This window comes from Fonticella tunisiensis (assembly GCF_004364155.1).
GTDB lineage: Bacteria > Bacillota > Clostridia > Clostridiales > Caloramatoraceae > Fonticella > Fonticella tunisiensis.
The window spans coordinates 1-26,074 of sequence record NZ_SOAZ01000031.1 but is presented as its reverse complement, the minus strand read 5'-3'; the positions used below and the strand labels follow the sequence as shown (position 1 = coordinate 26,074).

Here is a 26,074-nt window from a genome sequence, read left to right as displayed (position 1 = left end):
CTGTATGTTTGGATTAGACACCTATATCATACATGATTTTCACTATGGTTGTTATTTTTTTATTCTATCTGTTGCATTTAATTTTACAATGAACCGTTGTATTTTATGGTAAGTCCATCCCTTTACCTGTAAGGCTCTGCTTCTTTTATGATTTATTTAAGTTCAATATAAAAACACCCATACCCCACAATGAGGGTATAGGTGTTTTATAGCCTGCTTTTTTTACTTCGTTGGCTTCATTGTTGGGAATAGTATTACATCCCTTATTGAATATGAATCCGTAAGGAACATTATAATTCTATCAATACCTATTCCAAGGCCGCCTGTTGGAGGCATACCTATTTCAAGAGCATTTACAAAATCCTCATCCATTGCATACGCTTCATCGTCTCCAAGCTCTCTTTCTTTAAGCTGCTGAATGAACCTCTGCTTTTGATCAATAGGATCGTTGAGCTCTGAATAGGCGTTTGCAATTTCCCTTCCGTATACGAAGGCCTCAAACCTTTCTGTCATTGCAGGATCGTCCTTCTTCTTCTTCGTAAGAGGAGATATTTCAACAGGATAGTCCATTACAAAGGTTGGCTGTATCATATGCTTTTCAGCATATGCTTCAAAGGCAGCATTTAATATATCTCCCTTTGTGCAGTCCTCAAGCTTCTTTTTGAGCTCTTCAGTAAGCTTAAGCTTCTTTGCAACCTCCCTTGCCTCCTCATCTGTCCTTATTTCATTGAAGTCAACTCCCGCATACTTTTTTACAGCATCCACCATAGTTATCCTATTCCATGGTGGTGTAAAGTCTATTTCAGTTCCCTGATATGTTATCTTGGTTGTACCAAGAACCTCGTTGCATACATATGCTATTAGGTTTTCTGTAAGCTCCATCATATCCTTGTAATCTGCATAGGCCTGATAGATCTCTATCATATTAAACTCGGGGTTGTGCCTTATGTCAATTCCTTCATTTCTGAAATTCTTACCCATTTCGTATACCTTTTCAAATCCACCAACTATAAGCCTCTTTAAATAAAGTTCCGTTGCAATTCTAAGGTACAGATCTATATCAAGGGCGTTGCTGTGGGTTATAAATGGCCTTGCAGCAGCACCGCTTGCAATAGGTGTAAGTATTGGTGTTTCAACCTCTATGTAATCCCTCTCATCAAGGAATCTTCTTATAGCTGAAATTATCTTGGTTCTCTTGAGGAATGTATCCCTTACTTCAGGATTTACTATAAGATCAACATACCTCTGCCTGTATCTTAAATCAGGATCCTTAAGCCCATGCCACTTTTCTGGAAGGGGTCTTAATGACTTTGTAAGAAGTATGAAGTCCTTAACATGAACGGATATCTCGCCTGTTTTTGTTTTAAACACAGTTCCTTCAACACCGATAATATCACCAAGGTCCAATGATTTAAAGAACTTAAGCTTTTCCTCCCCAATGTCATCTATCCTTACATAAAGCTGAAGCCTTCCATATCTATCCAGTATATGGGAAAAACCAGCCTTACCGTGAATTCTCTTTGAAATGAGCCTTCCAGCAACCCTTACATCCTTGCCTTCAAGTTCTTCATAGTTATCCTTGACATCCCTGGATGTATGGGTTCTATCATATTTTACTATTTCAAAGGGGTCCTGTCCCTTTTCCCTGAGTTCTTCAAGCTTTTGGAGCCTCTGCTTCATAAGTATATTATACTCTTCCTCAAGCTTCTCAAGATCAACCTGAGTTATTTCCTCATTTGCCATTTCTCAAACCTCCAATAAGTTTTTGTTACTGCCTTCTGATCTCGAGTATCTCAAAGGTTGTAACACCATCTGGAACCTGTATTTCAACCTTATCTCCAACTTTCTTTCCAAGAAGCCCCCTTCCAATAGGTGCTTCATTTGAAATCTTCATTTTCGCTGGGTCTGCCTCGGCTGAACCCACTATTGTAAATTCAAACTCATCATCAAACTCAAGATCCCTTACCTTTACAACTGATCCGATAGATACAACATCCGTCTTTATATCTTCATCATCAATTATTTTAGCATTCTTCAGCATATTTTCAAGGGTAGCAATTCTTCCCTCAACGAATGCCTGCTCATTTTTTGCTTCATCATATTCTGAGTTTTCACTTAAATCTCCATACGATATAGCTGTCTTTATTTTCTCAGTAACTTCTTTTCTCTTTATGGTTTTAAGATATTCCAACTCCTCTTCTATTTTTTTTACTCCTTCGTAGGTTAAAATAATCTGTTTACTGTTTTCGCCCATCTGATTTCTCCCCTTTTAAATTATGTTATTAACATTTGCCTTTTTTATATGGGAAGCTGGCTGATAAAAGCTTTAAGTTGCTGCCCATACAATTCTCCAGCTATAATTTTTTTATAGCTGGAGAATTTAGTTCCTATAAGATAGTTTATATGATATTATATGCTAATAAGTCAAAGCTATAACATCTTTTTTGAAATGGGTATAATTAATAACAAGCACCATAAAGGAATCTTTATAGTGCTTGCTGCCTTCTATCATGGAAGTTATTATAAATCACCTGTTTTAGTATGTCAACAATTTTATGGAGTGGAAATAAATATAAATTCGAAATTTTTCGCCTTTTAAAATAATAATTTTTTATCTGTTCATTATTATTATGTTTTCCTTTCTAATGTTCTGAATTCTAAATCCATCCTTCTCGGCACTAATCCAAAAAGGCCTTTTATTATTTATATCAACATAACCCTGTGCATGAATTGAGCTTAGATTATAATAATCTTTAAAATTTATAGTTACATTATCAAACCACCATCTGCCCTCAGGCTTCTTAAAAAATCTGAAAAAGAGCATCGGCCTGTTCATATCAACTATATATTTATGATGGGGCTTATCAGAGGCTATAACCACAGCATCAGCCCTCTCCGACGCCTTTACAGGATCCTCTAAAACAGCTACAGATGTTCCGTAATTAATCATAGCATGTTCTGCCTCCTCCATAATCTCCTTTTTATTATCCGTTACAAGGATTATCCTCCTTGCGAAGGGAAGGAGCAGTCTGAAGCTATTTCTCCCCTCATAGGTTGAAGCATCGGCTATAACTACTTCTCCAAGCCTGAGGTCACATCCCAGCGATACGGTTAAAAAATCCAGGGCTCTTATTAGGCAGGAATGGTGAAAAAAAGGATTATAGTTTATATTGTATTCCTTTGAAACAACATATCCATACATCTTCATGCCTATTTTATATGCCCTTTTAACCTTACTTTTTTCAAATCCATATGGGATTTTTATCTCCGTACCTATACAGTTATTAAATTCCATATCCTCCTCTTTGTATGGTCCTATAAACCTATCTATTCCCCACAGCTTTCCTGCAAATGGAAATTTTCTTTTTACGTCCTCCTCATGTGCCGTATTAATAACAGCAAAGCCCTTCATCTTCATCCTCCCATAAATTCTTTATGGCGCTAACATACCTCTAAAAGTCTAATACTATTATTATTACGACATATTTTAAAGTATTCTCCTTTAATTGCCTTCTAAAGAGCCTGTATCTTTTCCCTTTCCAGATATTCGATCCTCGGTATAAAACCCAATCTATCAAGTATCTTTTCATAATCCTTCGAGGTAAGCTCATCCGCATTCTTTTGAAGGATTGATACTATGAGGGCCTCCATAACGTTTGTTCCAAAGGATCTTCCATCAAACTCAGGGGTTGTTGTTATAAGCATATAAGCTCTCCTCCTTCTCAAGTCTTCAACATCCTCCATTGTTACGGTGTTGGTTAAAATTATCTTACCTCTCAAATCTAAAGGCATATATTTTTTTATAAAGAGATAATCCCCTGCTATTATCTCTGCATCCCTATAATACCTTTCATGCTTTGTTTCAATTACATCCTGATTTTTTCCCGTGGGATAGAGTTTATCAAAGGGCATTCTTACAACTACAGGCAAAAACATATCCGCTATATGTTTAAACAATGTGAAGGATTTTATAGGTATAGGTATGTTGAGCCCAAAAATAAGATCTCCAAATACTATATCAGCCCCGTCATCATGAAGGGCTTCTGCCATGCCAAATCTGTCTACAGCACTTGTCATTAAAACTTTTTTACCTTTTAGTGGAAAAAGATTTTCATCTATATATTTAACTGCCCTTCTCTCAAGGGTATTTTTAAGGCCTGAACCATCTACCATTGGAGTAATTTTAGCTGCTTCTTTAATTGGAATAGCATCTTTGATTATATGCCTCTTTTTTGAACCATGAAGGTATATGTCTATTCCTCCCATACCAAAGGCATCTACGTGCCCATCAAGTTCCTTTACAAGTTCAAGTAGTCTGTTCATATCTCCATCGGTGCCGATTCTTTCAATTACAAACCTTTCGCCAAGAAGTTCTACTTCAGCTCTGTGGTTTCTCTTAGATGAACCCAGGCTCACTGACACTATTCTTTTCATCTGAAGTCCTCCTATCACTTAGCCTTGTGTATTAATACAAAAACTAAAAGGTTTTACATATGATCACCAGAGCATGAAATCAATATATTTGTCTATTTTTACACTTAATTACATTTTATACCTATAGCTCCATTTATTCAATTTAGACATAGCAAAAAGACATGCATTATGCACGCCTTAAAATTACATACCCTTTATCTCTTTCTTGTACTGAAGCAGAATATTTTTTATTTCATTTATATCGTTTAGCTTATTTATTGTATCACGAATGTTAGCAGCATTTTTTATTCCTTTTAAATACCATGCCATGTGCTTTCTCATTTCTATAACACCCTTGTTGCCTTTGAACTTGAAGGCAAGGTCAAGATGCTTTAAAGCTACATCTATCCTCTCATCAAATGATGGCTCTGGAAGAAGCTTCCCTGTATTTAAGTATTCAACGGTCCTTTTAAAAATCCATGGATTACCCAGCGCTCCCCTTCCTATCATAATAGCATCACAGCCCGTTTCTTCAAATAACCCCTTAGCCGTCTCAGGGTCTACGACGTCTCCGTTTCCTATTACTGGAATATTAACTGCTTCTTTAACCCTTCTTATAATGTTCCAGTCAGCCCTTCCTTCATACATCTGTGCCCTTGTTCTTCCGTGAATTGCAATTGCAGAAGCTCCTGAAGCCTCAATCATTTTTGCAAACTCCACAGCATTTACTGATCTCTCGTCCCATCCCTTACGAATTTTAACAGTGACAGGCTTTTTGGATCTTGAAACGACCTTTTTAATTATCCTTTCAGCAAGTTCTGGATCCCTCATAAGGGCAGAGCCATCACAGTTTTTAACAATTTTTGGGGCAGGACATCCCATATTTATATCAACAACTGCTACCTTAGGGTTTAAACTTACAAGCTCAGCAGTTTCTGCCATAATATCAGGCTCTGAGCCAAATATCTGGACAACTACAGGGGCTTCTTCATCATCTATATCAAGCATAAGTTCAGTTTTCTTGCTTCCATAATGAAGTCCCCTTGAGCTTACCATCTCTGTATATACAAGGCCACAGCCAAATTCCCTGCATATTATCCTAAAAGCTTTATCTGTTACACCGGCCATTGGAGCCAAAAACACTTCATTTGCTGGCTTAAAGTTTCCTATTTTCATATAATCACCTATTTATTCTTCTCATATATTATCCTTAATCCTTCAAGGGTAAGATATGGATCTATCTTATCTATGGTGGTGCTCTCCGAGGCTATAAGCTTGGAAAGTCCACCTGTTGCAACTACAAATGGATTATCCTCCCCGAGCCTTTTCATCTCTGACTTCATCCTCTTTACAATGTAATCAACCTGGCCTATGTATCCATATATTATTCCTGCCTGCATGCTTTGAACTGTATTTTTACATATAACCGTATTGGGTTTTACAAGCTCTATCCTTGGAAGCTTTGCGGCCCTTTCAAAAAGAGCGTCTGCTGAAATTTTAATTCCTGGAGTTATGGCTCCACCATAATAATCACCATTTGCCCCAACTGCGCAGAAGGTAGTCGCCGTACCAAAATCTATAATTATAAGGGGCTTTTTATATTTTTCATGGGCTGCTACTGCATTTACTATTCTATCTGCCCCAACCTCTTTAGGATTATCATACTTTATGTTTATTCCTGTTTTTACTCCTGGACCTACAATAATCGGCTCAACCCTAAAGTATTTTCTAATCATATGTTCGAGGGAATACATTATATTTGGAACAACGGATGAAACTATTGCGGCATCAACATCCCTATAATCAAGCTCTGCCTTATCAAATAAATTTATTACCGAAATCCCATATTCATCTGCAGTCCTTGGTATATTGGTAGACATTCTCCAGTCAACTAAAAGCCTATCTCCCTCAAACACGCCTAAAACAATGTTAGTATTTCCAACATCAAATACAAGCAGCATTTTAACACTCCTTCATACTATCATCGTATATTAACTAGTTATTTTAATCCGCTTTTCAGTTCAGGAACTAAAGCGGAGATAAAAAATATATGAAATTCACATAAAGCGTGCAATTAGAAGTTCTAGGCGAAGGGATGCAGAAAAATCCTAGAACTTTCGTATGTTTGAGCAATGCGAGTTTAACGAAAGTTCTTGATTTTTCAAATCCCGAGCCTTAGAACTTCTTTGCAAAACGTAATGGTGAATGAAATATATTTTTTATCGCAGCGTCGGCCTGTAAATTTATCTGCTTTTATTCCAACGGACTTTTCAGAGTAGCACAACACGTTATATTGTTATTTTATACTCTTTCACAGCATAGCAAACGGGCTGGCACAGAGACCAGCCCCTAAAAAATCGTATTTATATATTTATCTAATAAACTTTCTCAGAGCTTTCATAACGCCCACTGATATTATTACTGCAGCAATTATTTCAAGAGGCCCATTGGTAATTCCTATACCTATAAGTATTTTTCCTATGCTGGAAACTGCTTCTTTCTTTATGTTTGCAAAGGTTTGAGCTGCAAAGACATAAATCATTGAAAGAACACCAACTGTATTTGTTAGTGTGCCTAAAGCAGCAGTCAGTGGAACGTTTTTGGTTCTTTTGTAAACAAAATAGGACACAACACCTATCATAACCCTCGGGAAAATTGATACCAGAGGATTAATAAAAACAGGTGCCATTGGACCTGATAAATTGATGAACAGGCTGGACAGTCCAAATATGAATCCAACCACTATGCCTCCAGGAGCTCCATCCACCATTGCTGCGATTATTACAGGTACATGCATAAAGGTTATTTTCATTGCAGGGAGAGGTATATACCCCAGTGGAGTTAAGCTCATCATTATTGCAATCGCACTGAGTATACCTATTCTGGTAACCCTTGCAGTTGTGAGGAAAGAGCTTTTTTTGACATTTACCATTGACATTTTAAAACACCTCTGTTCCAGCTCCTTAAGGATGCCGGACTAATTAATAAATTATTGTTTCTCAGCCGTCCCACTATGTATGCAGGCAGCTATTTTAATTTTATCATCTTTATATTTATACTTCAAGATATCATCTGTAGACTATTTACTGTTATACCCATAAAATCCCTTTATTGAAACATCGCCGCTAAGAACTTTTTTTACATCTCCATTTTCAAGCCTCACGAGGAGTGCTCCATCGTCATCAATATCTATAGCTTCTGCTTCATATTCCTCATTTATGCCAGATATGAGGACTTTTTTACCAATAAGTACGGAATATTTTTTAAGATCTTCTATAAATGGCCCTATTCCTTCCTTTTTAAAAAGTTCATAATTTCTTTCAAATCTGTTAAGTATACCTGATAAAATAGCCTTTCTGTCATATTTCTTACCCGAGTATTTCCTTAAGGATGTTGCAATATTTTCTATTTCATTATCAAAGGTTTCCTGATTAACGTTAATTCCAATACCAACTATTATATATTTTACCACATCGATTTCGGCACTCATTTCTGTTAAAATACCGCAGACTTTCTTTCTATCTAAGACCACATCGTTTGGCCACTTAATTCCGATTTCAAATCCTGTAATCTCCCTTAGCATCTCTACTACAGACACTGCAAGAACCGGAGTAATTGAAGGTGCCATATACGGGCTTATCTCGGGCCTTAGAAGGATGGTAATAGAAATAGAGTCCCTTCCAGGAGTTATCCATCGTCTTCCCATTCTGCCCCTTCCTTTAGTCTGAACCTCTGCAATAACTACGAGCCCTTCTTTTTCGCCCTTTTCTGCGTACTCCTTTGCTATATCGTTTGTAGAGGTTGTGGACTCTAAATAAACAATTTTCCTTCCAATATAATTTGTTGTAAGAAGGTTTTTTAACTCTTTATATGTAAGCACATCGGGGCTCTCAAGGAGCCTGTACCCCTTCTTGGAGGATGATTCAATTTCATAGCCTTCCTCCTTAAGTCCCTTTATATGTTTCCAAACGGCAGCCCTTGAAATTCCAAGGGATGAGCTTATATCCTCACCTGAAACATAATCTCTGCTGCTTTTAAGAATATCAAGTATTTTATCCTTCATATTTATCACCTTAATTGAAACTTTCCTTTATTATATCAAATTGATGTCAAATAAGTAAAACCCGCATCTGAATAATATCTTTATCATTTGATAATTATAGCAGAGAAGATAGGTAAATATGATGTTTAAATGCCCCTGCACTTGCTGTACAGGGGCATTTACTACTTGATTCCTAAATCGGCCTTCATACTGTTATACTCGTTATATACTTTATTAACTTCATTCATATCAGCCTTTGAAGCATCATACCATCCTCTTTTTTTCATGGCGTCATAGAGCCTATGCTCAATTTCATGTTCCTCTCTAAGTATGTTTAAAAGTTCATTATGAAGGGAACTGCAGTCAGCCTCATTTGCACCTGTGTTATAAAGGTCTGATAAATACTTTTGAGTAGCTAAAATATCGTTCATCCTGTCCTTTTCGAGAATGTTAGTTGTATTGTTATATCCTGACATGTTATCACCCCTTTATATGGCTTAAAAGCCTGTTGTAGTGGTCCTGATGTTTGGTTATCATTTCATTTACCATGTTTCCCAGCTCTGGATCGGTAATGTTTGCCTTATAGTCCATAAGCTTTTTAATGGCTATGGCTTCTGCTCCAAGCTGATCCTTCAAATAGAGAAGCTCCTTTTCAGTGTGGGTTGTGTTAATCTTCATTTCCATAGGCAAAACCTCCATAATTTTTTCATGCTTAGTATTTCCTAAAACAGAAAATATATTAAATAAACATGAAAAAATAACTGGAAGTTCATGGTGAGTTGAAACTAACGCATAACCCCTTCCCCAGCACTTACTTATTCAAGTACTGCAAGAACATCGCCGGTATTCACTGAAGCACCCCTTGAGACTAATATGTTTATAACCGTCCCCTCTTCCCCTGCCATTATTTCGTTTTCCATTTTCATAGCCTCAAGTATGAAGAGGACATCTCCCTTTTTAACCTCCTGTCCCAGTGACACCCTGACATCAAGTATCCTTCCAGGCATTGGTGCCTTTATAATTTGATGCACTGCAGATGATGCTGGTCCTGGAGCCGCATGCTCTGCGGGTGTTTTTGGCATCTCCTGTACTGCCTGTACCCTTTCAATCGGGACGGTACTCTCCCCTGCCTCCTCAACCTCTACCTCAAATCTTTTTCCATTTACTGTTACTATATACCTCTTCAAAGTTAAACCCTCCCTATTCAATTATAATCTTTGGTTTGTCATTTCCTGCCTTGATACATTTGTCCAGTTGTTATCAACCCTTTTTATTGATCTTATCCTAAGTGATGAAACATGTATATTAGAGGTGATGCTTACAGCTGCCATTATGGCTGCAACAAGTTCCTCATCCTCAACACCTATAAGCAATGCCTCTCCACGTGCAGGGCCTGAATGCACAGGGGCCTGCATCTTTTGGTGATCCTTTTTTTCATCTTTTATTCCAACTGCTTCATCTGATTTTTCAATCCTGTCTGCAATGATACCGAGCATCTTTAATAATCTATACTGTATTGAAACAATAATGCTCAGGGCAATAAGCACCAAAAAAACTATTCCCATGGATATTACTGCGGCGTTAATGCCCAGTGTAATATTGTTAGTTGAACTCATTTAACCTCCTCCCGGTTACATTGGTATATTACCATGTTTCTTGGGTAGATTCTTTTCCCTCTTAGTCTCAAGCATCATAAGGGATATGATAATATGTTTTCTTGTTTCAGCTGGTATTATTACATCGTCAACATATCCCCTTTCAGCCCCCTGATATGGACTTGCAAATTCTTCCCTATATTTTTCCATCATCTCTCTTTTCTTCTCTTCAGGATTTTCTGCCTTTGAAATCTCCTTTTTAAATATTATCACTGCAGCTCCCTCAGGCCCCATAACTGCAATTTCTGCACTTGGCCATGCAAACACCATATCCGCTCCAAGCTCCCTGCTGCACATGGCTAGATATGCTCCGCCATAGGCCTTTCTTACGATAACAGTAACCTTTGGAACAGTAGCTTCACAATACGCATAAAGCATCTTTGCACCATGCCTTATTATGCCTCCATGCTCCTGAGCCGTGCCCGGTAAAAATCCCGGAACATCAACAAAAGTTATAATCGGAATATTAAAGGCATCACATGTTCTTATAAACCTTGCAGCTTTATCCGATGCATTTATATCAATACATCCCGCAAGAACCTTGGGCTGGTTTGCAACTACACCTACAGAATACCCTCCTATTCTTGCAAACCCGATTATTATGTTTTTAGCATAATGCTCCTGAACCTCAAAGAAATCATGATAATCAGCTATGGATTTTATTATATCCTTCATTTCATAGGGCCTATTTGAACTTTCAGGTATAATTAAATTAAGCTCAGTGCAGAGCCTGTTTAAATCATCGGTTTTATCAGCCTGTGGAGCTCTGTCTAAATTATTCGATGGAAGATAGCTTAAAAGCTTCTTTATTTTGTCAAGGCATTCTTTATCATCGCCAGCTATGAAGTGGGCAACACCTGATTTTTCGTTGTGGATTAGTGCTCCACCAAGGGTTTCAGGTGACACATATTCTCCTGTGACTGATTTTACAACCTGGGGGCCCGTTATAAACATCTGGCTCCTCTTATCAACCATAAATATAAAGTCCATAAGGGCTGGAGAATAAACAGCTCCGCCTGCACAGGGACCCATTATCGCTGCTATTTGTGGGACAGCTCCCGATGCCCTTGCATTTCTGTAAAATATGTTTCCATAGCCTGATAGAGCCTCTATTCCTTCCTGAATTCTTGCTCCTCCTGAATCGTTAAGGCCTATTACAGGTGCCCCATTTTTAATCGCAAGATCCATTATCTTACAGATTTTTCTTGCATGCATTTCTCCAAGGGAGCCTCCCATAACCGTAAAATCCTGGGCAAATACATAGACTATCCTTTCATCTATGGTTCCATAGCCTGTTATAACCCCTTCGTCTGGAAGGTCAAGGTAGTCCATTCCAAAATTTGTACATCTATGCTTTACAAACCTGTCTATTTCAACAAAGCTGTTTTCATCAAGTAAATAATTTATTCTTTCTCTGGCTGTGAGCTTTCCAGATCTGTGCTGCTTTTCGATTTTTTCTTTTCCGCCGGCATTTTCGATATGCTCTCTTCTTTCAATAAGCTTCTTGAGCTTATCCACAGACTACACCTCTCTTTCACAAAGTTCAACAAGTACACCACCTGTTGATTTTGGATGAAGAAAGGCTATTTTTGCTGCACCAGCGCCATATGAAGGATTCTCATTAATAAATACAATACCAAGCTCCTTAAGCCTTTTAATTTCCTCTTCAAGGGAATTCACCCTGAATGCTATATGATGTATACCCTGTCCCCTCTTCGATATGAAATTTTTAATGACACTATCATCATCCGTCCCCTCTAAAAGTTCAATCTCGCTATCTCCTAGTGGTAAAAAGGCTACCTTAACCTTCTGACTTTCTATATATTCGATATCCTCACATTCAATTTGAAGCTGCTCACTATAAAATTTTAGTGATTTTTCGATGCTCTCTGCAGCAATACCGATGTGATCTATTTTATGTATCATATTCCCCCTCCTGACTGCACAGACTTTTGATAAGTATTTTGGCTCCATAACCCGGTGAATAGTTTTTGTTTCCTATGTTATCTAGAACGTCTTCAATGTTTTTTGACTTTAGAGATTTTTCAATTACTATATCCACCAGGCTTCTCTTAAGCTCTTCTAAGCCGATCTGCCTCCTTCTATTGCCTATCTCTTCACTTTTAATCCTTAAATCAAGGAGGCGATCTACTTCTCTCCTTAGTTCCTCTATTCCTTTCCTGCTTATACAGTCAGTTGTAATAATCGGAGGTTTTTCCCCCCTTTTAAGGGATAATATTGAACTTATATGATTATATGTTCTTAAAGCACCTTCCCTATCGCATTTGTTTATTACTATTAAGTCCCCTATTTCCATGATTCCTGCTTTAAAGGCCTGTATATCATCTCCAAGATCCGGAACTGTAATAAGAATCACCATATCTGAAAGCTTTACTATATCAACTTCCGACTGCCCCGTTCCAACCGTTTCAATGAATATGTAATCATAGCCTGCAACATCAAGTATATCAACGGCATAAATAGCACCTGACGATATTCCCCCCAGGGCACCACGGCTTCCCATGCTTCTAACAAAGCAATTTTCACGCCCTGCTATCTCCTTCATTCTAACCCTATCACCAAGAATTGCTCCCCCTGTGAAGGGGCTTGTAGGATCAACCGTTACAACAGCAGCTTTAAAACCATCATCAAGATACGTCCCTGCAAGAATATCAAGGAGAGTACTTTTTCCTGCACCTGGAGGACCTGTAACTCCTACCCTTTTGGCCCCTCCTGTTTTTTTATATAGCCTCTCATAAATCTCAAATCCCTCTTCATCCTTATTCTCAACAAGAGTTATGAGCTTTGCTATTGATCTTTTATTTCCCTTCAAAACTTCTTCATATAGATCCATAACATTACCTCTTTACGTTTTTCCTTACAAAATCAACGGCATAGGACGTTGGAGTGCCAGGAGTAAATATCTCCGCTATTCCGATGGACTTCAGGTATGATATATCCTCATCGGGTATAATTCCTCCTGCAATGACCAGAACGTCTTCAATACCTTTTTCCTTTGCAAGCTCCATAACTCTGGAGAAAAGATAATTGTGTGCCCCTGATAGTATGCTCATGGCTATGCAGTCAACATCCTCCTGAACTGCAGCCTCAACAATATCCTCCGGCGTCTGCCTGATACCCGTGTATATAACCTCAAAACCCGCCTCCATAAAAGCCCTTGCAATTACCTTAGCTCCCCTGTCGTGGCCATCAAGCCCAGGCTTTGCAACCAGAATCCTTATCTTCCTCTCCATGCCCATCCCCCTTAAATTACAATTGATGGCTTATATTCTCCAAACACTTCCCTTAAAACGCCGCAAATCTCTCCAAGGGTCCCATAGCATTCAACTGCATTAATTATATATGGCATTAGATTTTCATTTCCCTCTGCAGCCTTTTTTAAATTCTCAAGGGCCTTCGAAACCATATAGTTGTCTCTTTCATTTTTTATCTTCCTGAGTAAATCCCTCTGCTTTTCCTCCGCTTCCCCATGAACCTTAAGTATATGGCGTTTTGTATTCTCATCAATTGTAAATTTATTTACTCCAACAACGATCCTTTCTCTCTTTTCAATTTCCATCTGGTATTTATATGCAGAATCCGCTATCTCCCTCTGTATATATCCTAATTCAATAGCCTTCGCTGCTCCTCCCATTTTTTCTATCTTCTCTATGTATTCAAAAACCTTCTTTTCTATTTCATCCGTAAGGCTTTCAATATAGTAGCTTCCTGCAAGAGGATCCACAGTATCACACACTCCACTCTCATAGGCTACGATTTGCTGTGTTCTAAGGGCAATCCTTACTGACTCCTCAGTAGGAAGGGAAAGGGCCTCGTCCCTTGAGTTCGTGTGAAGGGACTGGGTTCCTCCAAGAACCGCTGCAAGTGTTTGAATGGTAACTCTTATTATGTTGTTGTCTATCTGCTGTGCAGTCAGGGTTGAGCCTGCAGTCTGGGTATGGAATCTAAGCATCATGGAGCTTTCATTTTTAGCCTTGAAGAGCTCCTTCATTATCCTTGCCCATATCCTCCTTGCAGCTCTAAACTTTGCAACTTCTTCAAAGAGATTGTTGTGGGAATTAAAGAAGAAGGAAAGATGAGGTGCAAAATCATCAACATCAAGGCCCTTTGATATAGCGGCCTTTACGTACTCAATAGCATTTGCAAAGGTAAATGCTAGCTCCTGAACTGCCGTTGCTCCCGCCTCCCTTATATGATAGCCGGATATAGATATGACATTCCATTTAGGGACATGCTTTGTGCAGTACTCGAATATATCAGTTGTTAGCCGCATGGAAGGCTTTACAGGAAAGATATATGTGCCTCTTGCTACGTATTCCTTTAAAATATCGTTCTGTATCGTCCCTCTTAAATTTTCAAAGGGGACACCCTGTTTTTTTGCAATTACAAGGTACATGGCAAGGAGCACTATTGCAGAAGCGTTTATTGTCATTGAGGTGCTTATTTTATCAATAGCAATACCCTTTAGGAGAACCTCCATATCGTAGAGGCTGTCTATTGGAACTCCAACCTTTCCAACCTCTCCTAATGCAAGGAGATGATCCGAGTCGTAACCTACCTGAGTTGGAAGATCAAAGGCGATGGATAAACCCGTTATTCCCTGCTCAAGAAGATACTTATACCTTCTGTTGGATTCCTCAGCCGTTAAGTATCCTGCGTACTGCCTCATGGTCCAAAGTTTTCCTCTATACATGTTTGGATGAATTCCCCTTGTAAATGGATATTCTCCTGGAAAGCCGATATTGTCATAGTTTAAGTTTTCATTATCCTCGGGTGTATAGATGGTTTTTATCTCTGTTCCGGAGGTTGTCTTAAAAAATTTCTTTCTTTCTGGAAATTTCTTAACCAAAGGTTTTAACTTTTTTTCTTCCCATTCTTTTCTCTTAAGCTTTATATTCGAAATATCCTTATACATCCTATCCTCCCAATTCCTCTATCTTCCTTTATTATTTTACTTTTGAAAGATGAAAATATTACTATTTTTGGTTGATAGATGTATTTTTTCTATAACTAAAATATATTACACATTTAAGCCAAATTTAAGCTGTTTACATTTCCTTGTTCATGCACGATAGTACTTTGAGCTTCGCCATATTTTTTCTTTTTCTGTTCAAATTGCTCTTTCATTATTTTGCTAATGCCAATTATTTTAACATAGGGACGGTTAATTAAATAGAGTATCTCCTGAATTCACAAAAGGGAGTACGTTATAGCAGAAACCATACCTTTTCTCTTTTGGATCCGCTCAATAACCGTCTGTTTTCCATTTCTTCTCTTGTTTTAAATCAAAAAACTTTCTCTTATCGTTTTTTGTTACTTGCTTTGCTTCAATTTTTTCTTCTTCATATTTAATTTAAGAAGCTTGTCCAATTCCATCCACAATTAAAAAAGCCATTTCCTCACCTTTTAAAAAAAATTTTATGATTTACATTCTGTATAGCCATATACCTTTATAAATTCCCTTATAAAACCCCTAAACCTTTCATCCTCGTCGATAAGCTTTAATCCAGTGCTGCTGAGCTTCGATACCCTGGCATTTGTTATGTTGCCAAGAACCCTGCATATATCGCTGCATTTGAAGTTGCAAAGGCTTCTCATCAAAAGAACGAATAGAGCCTTTGCCTCAACAACATCTCTGGCGTTTTTAGTATAAAGCTTTATCTCCTTTACATCCATTTTCATTGATACATATTCAGCTATTTCCTCGGGCCTCATATCTCTAACAAGTATCCTTCTGTAACTTCTGTATTCTGTTCCCTCATTTAAAAACTCCATCTCTTCCCTGAAATTCTTGTCATCGCATTTAAAAACAAGCTCTACATAGTTCTCCCTTGCAGATTGGGCATTATTTCCAAATAACCCCATTATAAACCCATCATCAACAAGTTCGTAGGGGTCATGCCTTAATCCAAGATATATTGAAAGGCTTGAAAACTCATATTTCTCAGGTTCTTTTTCATAACCTTTTATATCCGTTGGGTTGTTGTGAACATAGGCAGATAGGGCAAGAAGGTATCTTTCATCCTTAACCATCTTACTCTTAAACCTGTCCTGAAAAAGATGCCCATGCCTTTTATGCCTCCTGTTGAAATACTGTGCATAGGAGAAGTTTATGCTGTGCATTATCCTCGATATGTCTGAACCATTGGCATCTATGATAAGGTGAAGATGGTTATCCATGAGGCAGTAACCATATACTCTAAATTGATAGGTCTTTTGATATTTTTTCACAAGGGAAAGATACTTTAGCTTATCCTCATCGTCTTTAAAAAGGTCAACTTCACTTATGCTTTTACACATGATATGATAAATACCCTCTGGAGCTTTTTGCCTTGCAACTCTCGGCATGAAAAATCACCTCAAACTAAAGTTTTTCTTTTGATTATTGCCTTTAGATTGAGGTGATATTCACTGTTTATAGAAATTATATCCGTATACTACCTGGAATTATCAACTGTCCCTGGAATTGGATTTGTTAACTGTTCCTAGAATTGTTAGAGAACACTGCCTAAAATTATTAACTGTCCCTGGGATCTGGGACTGGTACTGCCTTAATTTGTTAACTGTCCCTGGGACTGGTACCTGTGGTACCTGATTTTGTTAACCGTCCCTAGAACACCTAGAACAGTCCGGTTATCATGCCATTTTCGTCTATATCCATCTTCTCTGCTGCCGGGATTCTTGGCAGGCCAGGCATTGTCATTATGTCTCCAGTCAGTACAACTATAAATCCTGCACCATTTGCGATTTTTACTTCCCTAACAGTAACTTTAAAACCAGATGGTCTGCCTAAAAGAGTTGGATCGTCTGATAGTGAATACTGGGTTTTTGCCATACAAATCGGCAGCTTGTCAAGTCCAAACTTTTCAAGTTCTTTTATCTGACCTTCAGCAGCCTTTGTATACAATACTCCTTCTCCTCCATATATACTAGTTACTATCTTATGTATCTTTTCCTTTATGGTAAGGTTAAGGTTGTACAGTACCTTAAAGTTTGAAGGCTGGGTTTCTATTATATTTGCAACTTTTTCAGCGAGGTCTACGCCGCCTTCTCCTCCTTTTTCCCATACTTCACACAGCGATACTTCTACACCGATCTTCCTGCATCTATCCTCTATGAGCTTTACTTCATTATCCGTATCAGTTATAAACCTGTTTATTGCAACTACAGCTGGAACCCCAAAGCTCCTTATGTTTTCAACCTGCTTTTCAAGGTTTTCAAAACCTTTAGAAAGGGCTTCAAGGTTTTCTTCCGAAAGCCTATCCTTAGGCGTTCCTCCATGATGCTTAAGTGCTCTTACGGTTGCAACTATAACGACACAGTCCGGCTTTAGCTCACCATATCTGCATTTTATATCCATAAACTTTTCTGCCCCAAGGTCTGCTCCAAAACCTGCCTCAGTTACAAGGTAATCTCCAAGCTTTAGCCCAAGCTTTGTTGCAAGTATGCTGTTACAGCCATGGGCTATGTTTGCGAATGGCCCCCCATGAACAATGGCAGGTATGTTTTCAAGGGTCTGCACAAGATTTGGCTTTATTGCATCCTTGAGGAGCATCGCCATAGCCCCTTGAACCTTTAAGTCCCTGCAGTATACAGGATTGCCATCAAGATCGTAGGCAACAACAATCCTTCCTATGCGCTCTTTAAGGTCCATAAGGTCCTTTGACAGACAGAGTATCGCCATTATCTCGGAGGCAACTGTTATCATAAAGCCGTCCTCCCTTGGAAATCCATTTATTTTGCCTCCAAGACCAACTATTATGTTTCTAAGGGCCCTGTCATTCATATCCATTACTCTTTTCCAAAGTATCCTTCTTAAATCTATTCTGAGTGCATTTCCCTGATGTATATGATTGTCTATTGCCGCTGAAAGAAGGTTATGTGCGCTTGTAATGGCATGCATATCTCCAGTAAAATGAAGATTTATATCCTCCATTGGTACTACCTGAGAATATCCTCCTCCCGCAGCCCCACCCTTAACGCCAAATACAGGTCCAAGTGATGGCTCTCTAAGGGCAATTATCGCCTTTTTGCCTATTTTGTTAAGCGCCTGACCAAGCCCCACAGTAACGGTTGATTTTCCTTCACCTGCAGGAGTTGGATTTATTGATGTAACAAGAATAAGCTTCCCATCCTGTTTATTTCTAAACTTTTCAAAAACCTTTAAAGATATTTTGGCCTTATATTTTCCATAAAGCTCGACATCATCTTCATCAATACTCAAAGACCTTGCCATCTCCATAATCGGCTTCATCTTAGCTTCTTGAGCAATCTGAATATCACTTTTCATTTCAATCCCCCCGTAGAGTATCATATTGTGGTATCATATTACTTTTTTCTTTTTATCATTGCCCGGGAAATAAATTTATCTATGTTAACTACATGTCTTTCGTGTATTCCTTCTCCTATCTTTTCAACCTCATCGTAGGCCTCAACCTTAAATATAAGTTTTTTCCCCTCTCTCTTCACAAGCTCTGCACAGGCTTTTATTCTCATTCCAGTTGGTGTTGCTGCGATGTGCTTAATATGTATCCTGGTTCCAACGGTCGTATATCCCTTTTCAAGATGAAGGTCCACGGCATTTTTAGCAGCACATTCCATAAGGGCAATCATAGAAGGAGTTGAAAAAACATCTACTACTCCGCTGGCATAATTGACTGCAGAATCCTTTGGCTGGGATATGGTTTCAATTACAGCACTAAGCCCCACCTTAATATTATCCATCATTTTTTGCACCACCCACCAAAATTCTCAATATACCAAATATGTACTTTACTCCTACCTTTAAAGGTGGAGATAGCCCTTAATGTATAAAGAAGCGGAACATATGTCCCGCTTTCTATGCATTGTTGAATATTTCTTCAAATTCCTCGGCTTCAAGCTTTTCCTTTTCAAGTAAAGCCTCAGCCACCTTATGAAGTTTGTTGATATTTTCTCTAAGAAGCTTTTCAGCTTTATCATAAGCTTCCTGGATTATTCTCTTTATTTCCTTATCTATAAGGGCTGCCACTTCTTCGCTGTAGTTTCTTGCCTTAGCAAAATCCCTTCCAAGGAATACTTCTTCATGTCCTGTTCCAAACTCAATTGGTCCAAGTAAATCGCTCATACCATATTGAGTTACCATCTTTCTAGCTATATTCGTTGCCCTTTCGATGTCGTTGCTTGCTCCTGTGCTTATGTCGTTCAGCACTATCTTCTCAGCAACTCTACCTCCAAGAAGCCCTACTATTTCCTCTTCAAGTTCAGTTTTTGAAGCATAGTACCTGTCTTCCTGTGGAAGCGACAGAGTATATCCACCTGCTCTTCCCCTAGGAATTATACTTATCTGATGAACAGGATCAGCATGTGGAAGAAGCTTCATAACAACCGCATGGCCCGCTTCATGATATGCGGTGAGCCTTCTTTCCTCTTCACTTATAACCCTGCTTCTCTTCTCTGTTCCTGCTATTACCCTTGTAATTGCCTCTTCAAGCTCTTCCATACCTATGAACTTCTTGTTTCTTCTAACTGCAAGAAGAGCAGCTTCATTCATAAGGTTTTCAAGATCGGCACCTGTAAATCCAGGCGTTCTCTTTGCAAGTACAGAAAGATCAACATTTTCCTCTAAAGGTTTGTTCCTTGAATGAACCTTTAGTATCTCTTCCCTTCCCCTTACGTCAGGGGTATTTACAACAATCTGCCTATCAAATCTGCCTGGCCTTAAAAGTGCTGGATCAAGTATATCTGGCCTGTTTGTAGCAGCTATCATGATTATTCCTTCGTTTGTTCCAAAGCCGTCCATCTCCACAAGAAGCTGGTTTAATGTCTGTTCCCTTTCGTCGTGGCCTCCACCAAGTCCTGCGCCTCTCTGTCGTCCAACGGCGTCTATTTCGTCTATGAATACTATACATGGTGCATTTTTCTTTGCATTATCGAAAAGATCCCTAACCCTTGAAGCGCCGACACCAACAAACATTTCAACGAAGTCGGAACCGCTTATGCTGAAGAAAGGTACTCCAGCTTCCCCGGCAACAGCCTTTGCAAGAAGGGTTTTACCTGTTCCCGGAGGTCCTACAAGAAGAACTCCCTTAGGGATTCTTGCCCCAAGTTCAATATACTTTCTTGGCTGCTTCAAGAAATCAACAACCTCTTGAAGCTCCTGCTTTTCCTCATCTGCACCTGCAACATCGTTGAAGGTCACTTTTTTCTTTTCATTTGATGCTAGCTTGGCACGGCTCTTTCCGAAGTTCATAACTCCTTTTCCACCGCCGCCACCCTGTGATTGCTGTATAAATATGAACCATACAATACCAAGCATAACAAGCATTAAAATATTAGGTATTGCAGATACCCAAACAGGAAATCTTGTAGGCGGTACATATGAAACTTCAATCTGATCGGCATGAGTTCTATTATATTCATCAATGTATCTATCAAAACCATCGATTGAACCTATATTTGAAACAAAGCTTTTACCGTTTTTGAGTTCACCTGTTGCATTTCTTGTTTCCAGTTCAACCTGTATATGAGATACATTATTATTTTGTATTTCCTTTTTAAGTTCAGTTTGACTTATTTCAACCTTTTTAGGATTATTGCCAAACATCGTTATAGCTGTTAAGAAGGCAACCATAATCAATATCCAAACACTGGCGCTCTTCAAAAATGACTTTTTCATTTTGGCCCCCCTTTCAGTTTAGAGACTATTATTTATACATTTTATCATAATATTAATATTTAAACAATTAATTACTTTTGTCCTTTTTGTAAACATCCTCTTTAAGTATGCCTATATAGGGAAGATACCTGAACTTCTCTGCATAGTCAAGTCCATATCCTACGACAAAATAGTCGGGTATTTCAAAGCCTTTATAGTCTATATTTATGTTTACCTTTCTTCTTTCCGGCTTATCTAAAAGACAGCATATCTTAAGATTTCTAGGATTTCTCGCCTTCAGATAGTCGTATAGGTATCTTAATGTGGTGCCAGTGTCTATTATATCTTCAACAATTATAACATCCCTATATTCTATATCAAAATCAAGGTCCTTAAGTATTCTTACAACTCCAGATGTTTCCGATGAAAGTCCATAACTTGAAACCGCCATAAAGTCCATATTTACGTCAACCTTCATAGATCTCATAAGATCCGAAATGAACATTACAGAACCCTTTAAAACACCAATAAAAAGTACATCGCCCTCAGGAAAGTCCCTTGAAATTTCCTCCCCGAGCTCCTTTACGCGGCTTTTTATTTGTTCCTCACTCAATAGTATTTCCTTTATCTCCTCTCTCAATATTCGCACCTCTTTCAAATTTTATTTCAAGAATACGCTTTGTATTCTCATCGATCTTGTAATTTCTCGTATCCCTTATACCAAATGCCCATATAACCTCGTTTTCAAGGACTATAAGAGGAATTTTATTTCTTTCTTCAACGGGTATTTTTTTATCAATAAATATATCCTTAAGCTTCTTCCTTCCTGTCATACCCTTAGGGTACATATAATCCCCATCTCTTCTATTTCTTATCTTAAGCACGTCTTTTATTTTATCATAATCAAAATATTTAATAAACTTGTTATCACTGTAATTACTAAAATTATTTAAAAAAATTCTAGTGCTTATAACAATATTTTCATCGGAAATTTCTGTAACGCCAGGAATATTTAAAACCTCTTCAAAATCCTTCCTCTTTTGTTTACTGGATATCTTAAAAATATCATATTGAATTTTAGCCACCACGCCCTCTGGAAGTTCAATTAACTTCCCGGTTTTACCCCTTTCAATAAGCTCAATACAATCCTCTATATGTTTTCCTTCTATCTGGTTTAAATTTCCCTTCACCTTTTCTATCATTATTCTAATTATTCTTCTTTTAAGGGCAATATGTAAGTTATTAAATTCCTTAATATCAATTCCTTCGTTTTTTCTAATGCGCTCATATTCCATATTGATTACATGGCTTAAATATTCATCCTCATCTCGTATTATTTCAGCATTAGCATACAAATTGGATATTATATTGGGATTAAAGTGTTTTCTTATATAAGGTATAATTTCAAGTCTAACTTTATTCCTTGTATAAATCTTTTCATTGTTGGTGCTATCTATCACTGGGTTTAGACCCTGCTCTTCACAGTATCTTTCAATTTCATCACGGCTGCAGCCTATTATTGGCCTTATGTATTTGTTGTTCCTTACAGGACTTATTCCCCTTAAACCGCTTATTCCGCTTCCCCTAAAAAAACGCATTATAATGGTTTCTGCCTGATCGTTCATATTATGAGCAAGGGCTATTTTATTTGCTCCGACGGACTCTGCCACTTCATCAAACAGCTGATACCTTAAAAACCTTCCTGCTTCCTCAGATGACATCCTGTTTTCCCTTGCAAACTCCTCAACCTTTATTCTTTTTGAAAAAAAGGGAATCCCCAGGGACTCGGCAAAGCTCTTTGCAAACTCTTCATCCCTTAAAGCTTCATCGCCCCTTATCATATGGTTGAGGTGTGCAGCGTAAAGTTTTATTCCATACTTATCCTTCAAGCTATGTAATACATGAAGAAGGCAAACCGAATCCGGCCCCCCTGAAAGCCCTACAACAATTCCATCTCCCTTTTTTATCATATTATACTTTTCTATGGTACTTATAATCTTTTGAAGCATAAAACATCACTCACTTTATTTCAATATCGATTGCTGCAGGCGCTGTGTAATGCAGACTTTGTTTGAAATTTCATTGCCTCCATTATTTTTACTTACTTTAAAGCATATATACAATATATCAAATTTATCCCACAAATAAAAGGATATTCATCCTAAAAAATAGAGGCCCCTGGGGCCTCTAAGCTTTATATAACCTTCCATATCTTTGATACCATAACCGTCATGTCATCCTTTATCCTATCTCCATAGTAGCTCTTTGCCCTGTTTATTATATAGTCTGCAACATCCTTTGGATTGCCGCTGTCGAACTCCTTAAGGGCTTTTACAATCCACTTATCCTTCAGCTCATCATTTGCATCCACAACTCCATCGGTTACCATAACAATCATATCGCCATTTTTGAATTCTACAATCTGGCTTTCTATATCAACCTCATCAAGTATTCCAACCGGCAGGCTTGTACTTTTTATAACATCGACTTCCATACCCGATTTTATAAAGGTCGGGCCTGAACCTATCTTTATAAATTCACCTATGCCGCTATATAGATCTATAAGCCCCATATCTATAGTTGCAAAGCTCTCCTCACTTGATCTTAAAACAAGTACCGAATTTATAGCCTTTATGGCTGTATTTCTTTCAAAACCGGCCTCCATAAACTTTTCAAGAAGGGTTATTGTCGCGTTGCTTTCAATCGATGCCGCAGCGCCGCTTCCCATTCCATCGCTCAGCGCCAGCATATACCTTCCTTCGCCCAGGTTTACACAGGAATAGCTATCTCCGGATATATTTTCCTTTGCCATTTTGGAAACTGATGTTACAACATTATAGTTCTCAGCCTCAACCAGCCTGAACTGACACAGAGAGGCATCATTGCTTATTTTACAGTTGCTTTTGTCCCTAATCATCCTTACCCCCAATGTTTTGGATATTACATTTACAAAATCCTTTGTACAAACCTGCTGCCCGGAGCATGGACATCTGTATATTGTAACCTCATATTTATTTCTAGGGTTTTTAATTGCAAGCACATCATCAAACTCAAGCCCCTTCCTATCAAGGGCAACTGCTATTTCTTCCTCTATGTCATTCTTAAATTCCATGGATGTTGCTGCCTCCTCCATCATGGAATTTATAAGATTTGATATTCCTCTTATCTGATCTGCAACAATAACCTTTGAGTTTATAAGCTTCTTTTTCCACCTGTTATTTATTTTGAATATCTCAAATATATGGTTTGCCTGTTTTATAAGTTCATTAGGCCTTATACATTTTCTCCTAAGGCTCTCGGGAAGTTCAGATGTGGTTATCCTTCCTGATCTTTCGAGAAGTCTTAAAAGTTCTACAAAGGAATCATATGTATAATAAAGCTCCCTCTTCCAGCAAAGATCCCTGCTGTCACACTGAGCGCATACTTTATCAGCAAGCTTTTCAACTAATCCATTTATCTCTGCCTTTCTTGCCAGTTCATTATCTATTTTTTCTTCGAGTATTTCAGACAATCCTGAAAGGGTATTTGAAATCCCTGCAAGCTTTAACCCCATTACATCCTTTACCCTCTCTATATACGACTTTTGAAGCTCAATGGATCTTTTATCCCCATCAATCAAAAGCACAAGCCTTTCATATTTGCTCTGAGGTATAACAACAAATAAAAGTGCAGGTATTAAAGTATCAAGATATATGGTTTCTATGTTAAAAAGCTCTGCTGTATAGAAGCTGAGCAGCGTTCCTGCCAGTATAAAGGAAAATGCAGTTATAAACTTTCCCATGTGCTTAAATATACCGCTTATAAGCCCACAGAAGGCATATATTCCAAGGGAAACAGGCATGGTAAAATCTGATATGCTTGATAAAATCCCAAGAATGGCTCCAGAGGCAGCTCCTACCGTAGGACCCTCTGTATAACCCGATGCCAGCACAAGGAATAAAGCTATCATATTTCCAAGTGAAAGGCCGTTATATTCTATTTTAGGCATTCCGGATATTATCATTGCAAAAATAAGGCTCAGGCATACTAATTCTTCCTTTGAAAGGATTTTTCTCTTTTTATTTTGAAAATATAAAGGTACTGCATATGTAAATATGTAAGAGGAAGCAACTATTATTACAGACTCAAGTATCATAACTATGATGTCGTATAACACAACACCATCTGGATCGAATTTCATCCCAAGAATTATATTGAGAGTAAGGTTTGAAATAAATGCAAGGGCCGACATCTTATAGACTCTATTTTTACCGTTAAATGCAAACATCATTATCATAAGAATAGCCCCAACTCCAATTTGAGCAGCAGTATGATATCCGTGATATGAACTTAAATATCCGGCTATAGCAATAAGACCAGTAATAAACGCCACTTTCTTTTCAAGTACACCAAAGACCGCGGTAAAGAAGGCAATTCCAAAGGGCGACATGCTTCTCAGCATAAACACCCTTGCTGCAAAGAAGACGGAAATATAAAGCAGCATATGCTGAAGGGTAAAAAGCTTTAGCCTTTCCGTTTCAGGTTTCAAATCCTTTTGAGATCTTTTATAAGTCATAATATCGTTTTTATATATCATAAAATAACCCCCCATTACTGTGCGTAGGGATATTTTATCAAATATATGCAGAAATGTTTGTCATTATGATTACCCTGCTTGTGCAAATTTTGTGACATTTAGCAGTGAGTTTAGAGGTTAGTTAATAAAATTCGACTTAAAAGGGGAATATGAGATATGGAAATTTATTGAATGGTAGGACATTGTGTGGAAATTTTTTGGTAATTTCTTAGAGGATAACACGTGTCTTAATGGAGAGATAGTATTAAAGAATATCTTCAAAATAGCACTAAAAAGCACCATCTACAACTAGATGGTGCTTATGTATGGTGGCGGCGAACGGATTCGAACCGCTGACACTTCGGGTATGAACCGAATGCTCTGGCCAACTGAGCTACGCCGCCATATGGTTGCGGGGGAAGGACTTGAACCTTCGACCTTCGGGTTATGAGCCCGACGAGCTGCCAACTGCTCCACCCCGCGATGATGGTGCCGGAGACCGGGGTCGAACCGGTACGGTTCTTTAGGAACCGCAGGATTTTAAGTCCTGTGCGTCTGCCTGTTCCGCCACTCCGGCGATTAAATTTTTCTTGCGACAATATAAATTATATAATCTTTTTTACCCTTCGTCAACATAATTTTAAATTATTTATTGTGTGGTTCATTGTAAAATTAAATGCAACAGATAGAATAAAAAAATAACAACCATAGTGAAAATCATGTATGATATAGGTGTCTAATCCAAACATACA

General features: G+C 38.1%; 24 protein-coding genes and 3 tRNA genes. All 27 read right to left on the bottom strand.

The window, feature by feature from the left end:
* Positions 1–222 precede the first annotated feature (222 nt).
* Entirely contained in the window at positions 223–1,743 is a 1,521-nt protein-coding gene (gene lysS, locus EDD71_RS13480; protein ID WP_133629265.1) for a lysine--tRNA ligase, read from the bottom strand.
* Positions 1,744–1,768: 25 nt separating this feature from the next.
* The gene (gene greA, locus EDD71_RS13475; protein ID WP_133629264.1) at positions 1,769–2,254 is read right to left on the bottom strand and encodes a transcription elongation factor GreA; all 486 of its coding nucleotides are present in this window, start codon (positions 2,252–2,254) and stop codon (positions 1,769–1,771) included.
* A 357-nt stretch (positions 2,255–2,611) separates the two neighbouring features.
* Entirely contained in the window at positions 2,612–3,412 is an 801-nt protein-coding gene (locus tag EDD71_RS13470) for a PH domain-containing protein (protein ID WP_133629263.1), read from the bottom strand.
* 101 nt (positions 3,413–3,513) lie between these two features.
* Complete coding sequence (locus EDD71_RS13465) at positions 3,514–4,434, bottom strand: quinate 5-dehydrogenase (protein WP_133629262.1); 921 nt, start codon at positions 4,432–4,434, stop codon at positions 3,514–3,516.
* 183 nt (positions 4,435–4,617) lie between these two features.
* Positions 4,618–5,589 carry a tRNA dihydrouridine synthase DusB gene (gene dusB / locus EDD71_RS13460; RefSeq protein WP_133629261.1) on the bottom strand — a complete coding sequence of 324 codons (972 nt, stop codon included), beginning with the start codon at positions 5,587–5,589 and terminating at the stop codon, positions 4,618–4,620.
* Between the two features lie 8 nt (positions 5,590–5,597).
* On the bottom strand, positions 5,598–6,374 hold the full coding sequence (locus tag EDD71_RS13455) for a type III pantothenate kinase (RefSeq protein WP_133629260.1): 777 nt from the start codon (positions 6,372–6,374) through the stop codon (positions 5,598–5,600).
* Between the two features lie 410 nt (positions 6,375–6,784).
* Positions 6,785–7,351, bottom strand: a complete 567-nt coding sequence (locus EDD71_RS13450; protein WP_133629259.1) for an ECF transporter S component — start codon at positions 7,349–7,351, stop codon at positions 6,785–6,787.
* 141 nt (positions 7,352–7,492) lie between these two features.
* Positions 7,493–8,476: a biotin--[acetyl-CoA-carboxylase] ligase gene (locus EDD71_RS13445; protein WP_133629258.1), complete on the bottom strand. Its 984-nt coding sequence runs from the start codon at positions 8,474–8,476 to the stop codon at positions 7,493–7,495.
* 161 nt (positions 8,477–8,637) lie between these two features.
* Positions 8,638–8,931, bottom strand: coding sequence for a spore coat protein (locus tag EDD71_RS13440; protein WP_133629257.1), 294 nt, complete (start codon positions 8,929–8,931; stop codon positions 8,638–8,640).
* 4 nt (positions 8,932–8,935) lie between these two features.
* Positions 8,936–9,139: a spore coat protein gene (locus EDD71_RS13435; RefSeq protein ID WP_133629256.1), complete on the bottom strand. Its 204-nt coding sequence runs from the start codon at positions 9,137–9,139 to the stop codon at positions 8,936–8,938.
* Between the two features lie 131 nt (positions 9,140–9,270).
* On the bottom strand, positions 9,271–9,642 hold the full coding sequence (locus EDD71_RS13430; RefSeq protein ID WP_133629255.1) for a biotin/lipoyl-containing protein: 372 nt from the start codon (positions 9,640–9,642) through the stop codon (positions 9,271–9,273).
* 21 nt (positions 9,643–9,663) lie between these two features.
* On the bottom strand, positions 9,664–10,071 hold the full coding sequence (locus EDD71_RS13425; RefSeq protein WP_133629254.1) for an OadG family protein: 408 nt from the start codon (positions 10,069–10,071) through the stop codon (positions 9,664–9,666).
* A gap of 15 nt (positions 10,072–10,086) precedes the next feature.
* Positions 10,087–11,628 (bottom strand): acyl-CoA carboxylase subunit beta, encoded by a 1,542-nt coding sequence (locus EDD71_RS13420; RefSeq protein ID WP_133629253.1) that lies wholly within the window; start codon positions 11,626–11,628, stop codon positions 10,087–10,089.
* A gap of 3 nt (positions 11,629–11,631) precedes the next feature.
* Positions 11,632–12,036, bottom strand: a complete 405-nt coding sequence (mce, locus tag EDD71_RS13415) for a methylmalonyl-CoA epimerase (RefSeq protein ID WP_133629252.1) — start codon at positions 12,034–12,036, stop codon at positions 11,632–11,634.
* Complete coding sequence (gene meaB / locus EDD71_RS13410; protein WP_133629251.1) at positions 12,026–12,964, bottom strand: methylmalonyl Co-A mutase-associated GTPase MeaB; 939 nt, start codon at positions 12,962–12,964, stop codon at positions 12,026–12,028. The genes mce and meaB overlap by 11 nt, the downstream gene beginning before the upstream one ends.
* 4 nt (positions 12,965–12,968) lie before the next feature.
* Positions 12,969–13,364 (bottom strand): cobalamin B12-binding domain-containing protein, encoded by a 396-nt coding sequence (locus EDD71_RS13405; RefSeq protein ID WP_243116469.1) that lies wholly within the window; start codon positions 13,362–13,364, stop codon positions 12,969–12,971.
* An 11-nt stretch (positions 13,365–13,375) separates the two neighbouring features.
* Entirely contained in the window at positions 13,376–15,046 is a 1,671-nt protein-coding gene (locus tag EDD71_RS13400) for an acyl-CoA mutase large subunit family protein (protein ID WP_133629249.1), read from the bottom strand.
* 503 nt (positions 15,047–15,549) lie between these two features.
* Positions 15,550–16,479, bottom strand: a complete 930-nt coding sequence (locus EDD71_RS13395; RefSeq protein ID WP_133629248.1) for a transposase — start codon at positions 16,477–16,479, stop codon at positions 15,550–15,552.
* 271 nt (positions 16,480–16,750) lie between these two features.
* Entirely contained in the window at positions 16,751–18,421 is a 1,671-nt protein-coding gene (locus EDD71_RS13390; protein ID WP_133629247.1) for a formate--tetrahydrofolate ligase, read from the bottom strand.
* Between the two features lie 38 nt (positions 18,422–18,459).
* Positions 18,460–18,858 (bottom strand): thioesterase family protein, encoded by a 399-nt coding sequence (locus EDD71_RS13385; protein ID WP_423244834.1) that lies wholly within the window; start codon positions 18,856–18,858, stop codon positions 18,460–18,462.
* A 112-nt stretch (positions 18,859–18,970) separates the two neighbouring features.
* Positions 18,971–20,788 (bottom strand): ATP-dependent zinc metalloprotease FtsH, encoded by a 1,818-nt coding sequence (ftsH, locus tag EDD71_RS13380; protein ID WP_133629246.1) that lies wholly within the window; start codon positions 20,786–20,788, stop codon positions 18,971–18,973.
* Between the two features lie 67 nt (positions 20,789–20,855).
* Entirely contained in the window at positions 20,856–21,407 is a 552-nt protein-coding gene (hpt, locus tag EDD71_RS13375) for a hypoxanthine phosphoribosyltransferase (RefSeq protein WP_133629245.1), read from the bottom strand.
* Entirely contained in the window at positions 21,373–22,776 is a 1,404-nt protein-coding gene (tilS, locus tag EDD71_RS13370; RefSeq protein ID WP_133629244.1) for a tRNA lysidine(34) synthetase TilS, read from the bottom strand. Before tilS ends, hpt begins: the two co-directional genes overlap by 35 nt.
* Positions 22,777–22,961: 185 nt before the next feature.
* Positions 22,962–25,343: a stage II sporulation protein E gene (spoIIE, locus tag EDD71_RS13365; protein ID WP_166636486.1), complete on the bottom strand. Its 2,382-nt coding sequence runs from the start codon at positions 25,341–25,343 to the stop codon at positions 22,962–22,964.
* A gap of 306 nt (positions 25,344–25,649) precedes the next feature.
* Positions 25,650–25,726 (bottom strand) — tRNA-Met (locus EDD71_RS13360).
* A gap of 3 nt (positions 25,727–25,729) precedes the next feature.
* A tRNA-Met gene (locus EDD71_RS13355) sits at positions 25,730–25,805 on the bottom strand.
* A 4-nt stretch (positions 25,806–25,809) separates the two neighbouring features.
* Positions 25,810–25,899: transfer RNA gene (locus EDD71_RS13350), tRNA-Leu, on the bottom strand.
* Positions 25,900–26,074 lie beyond the last annotated feature (175 nt).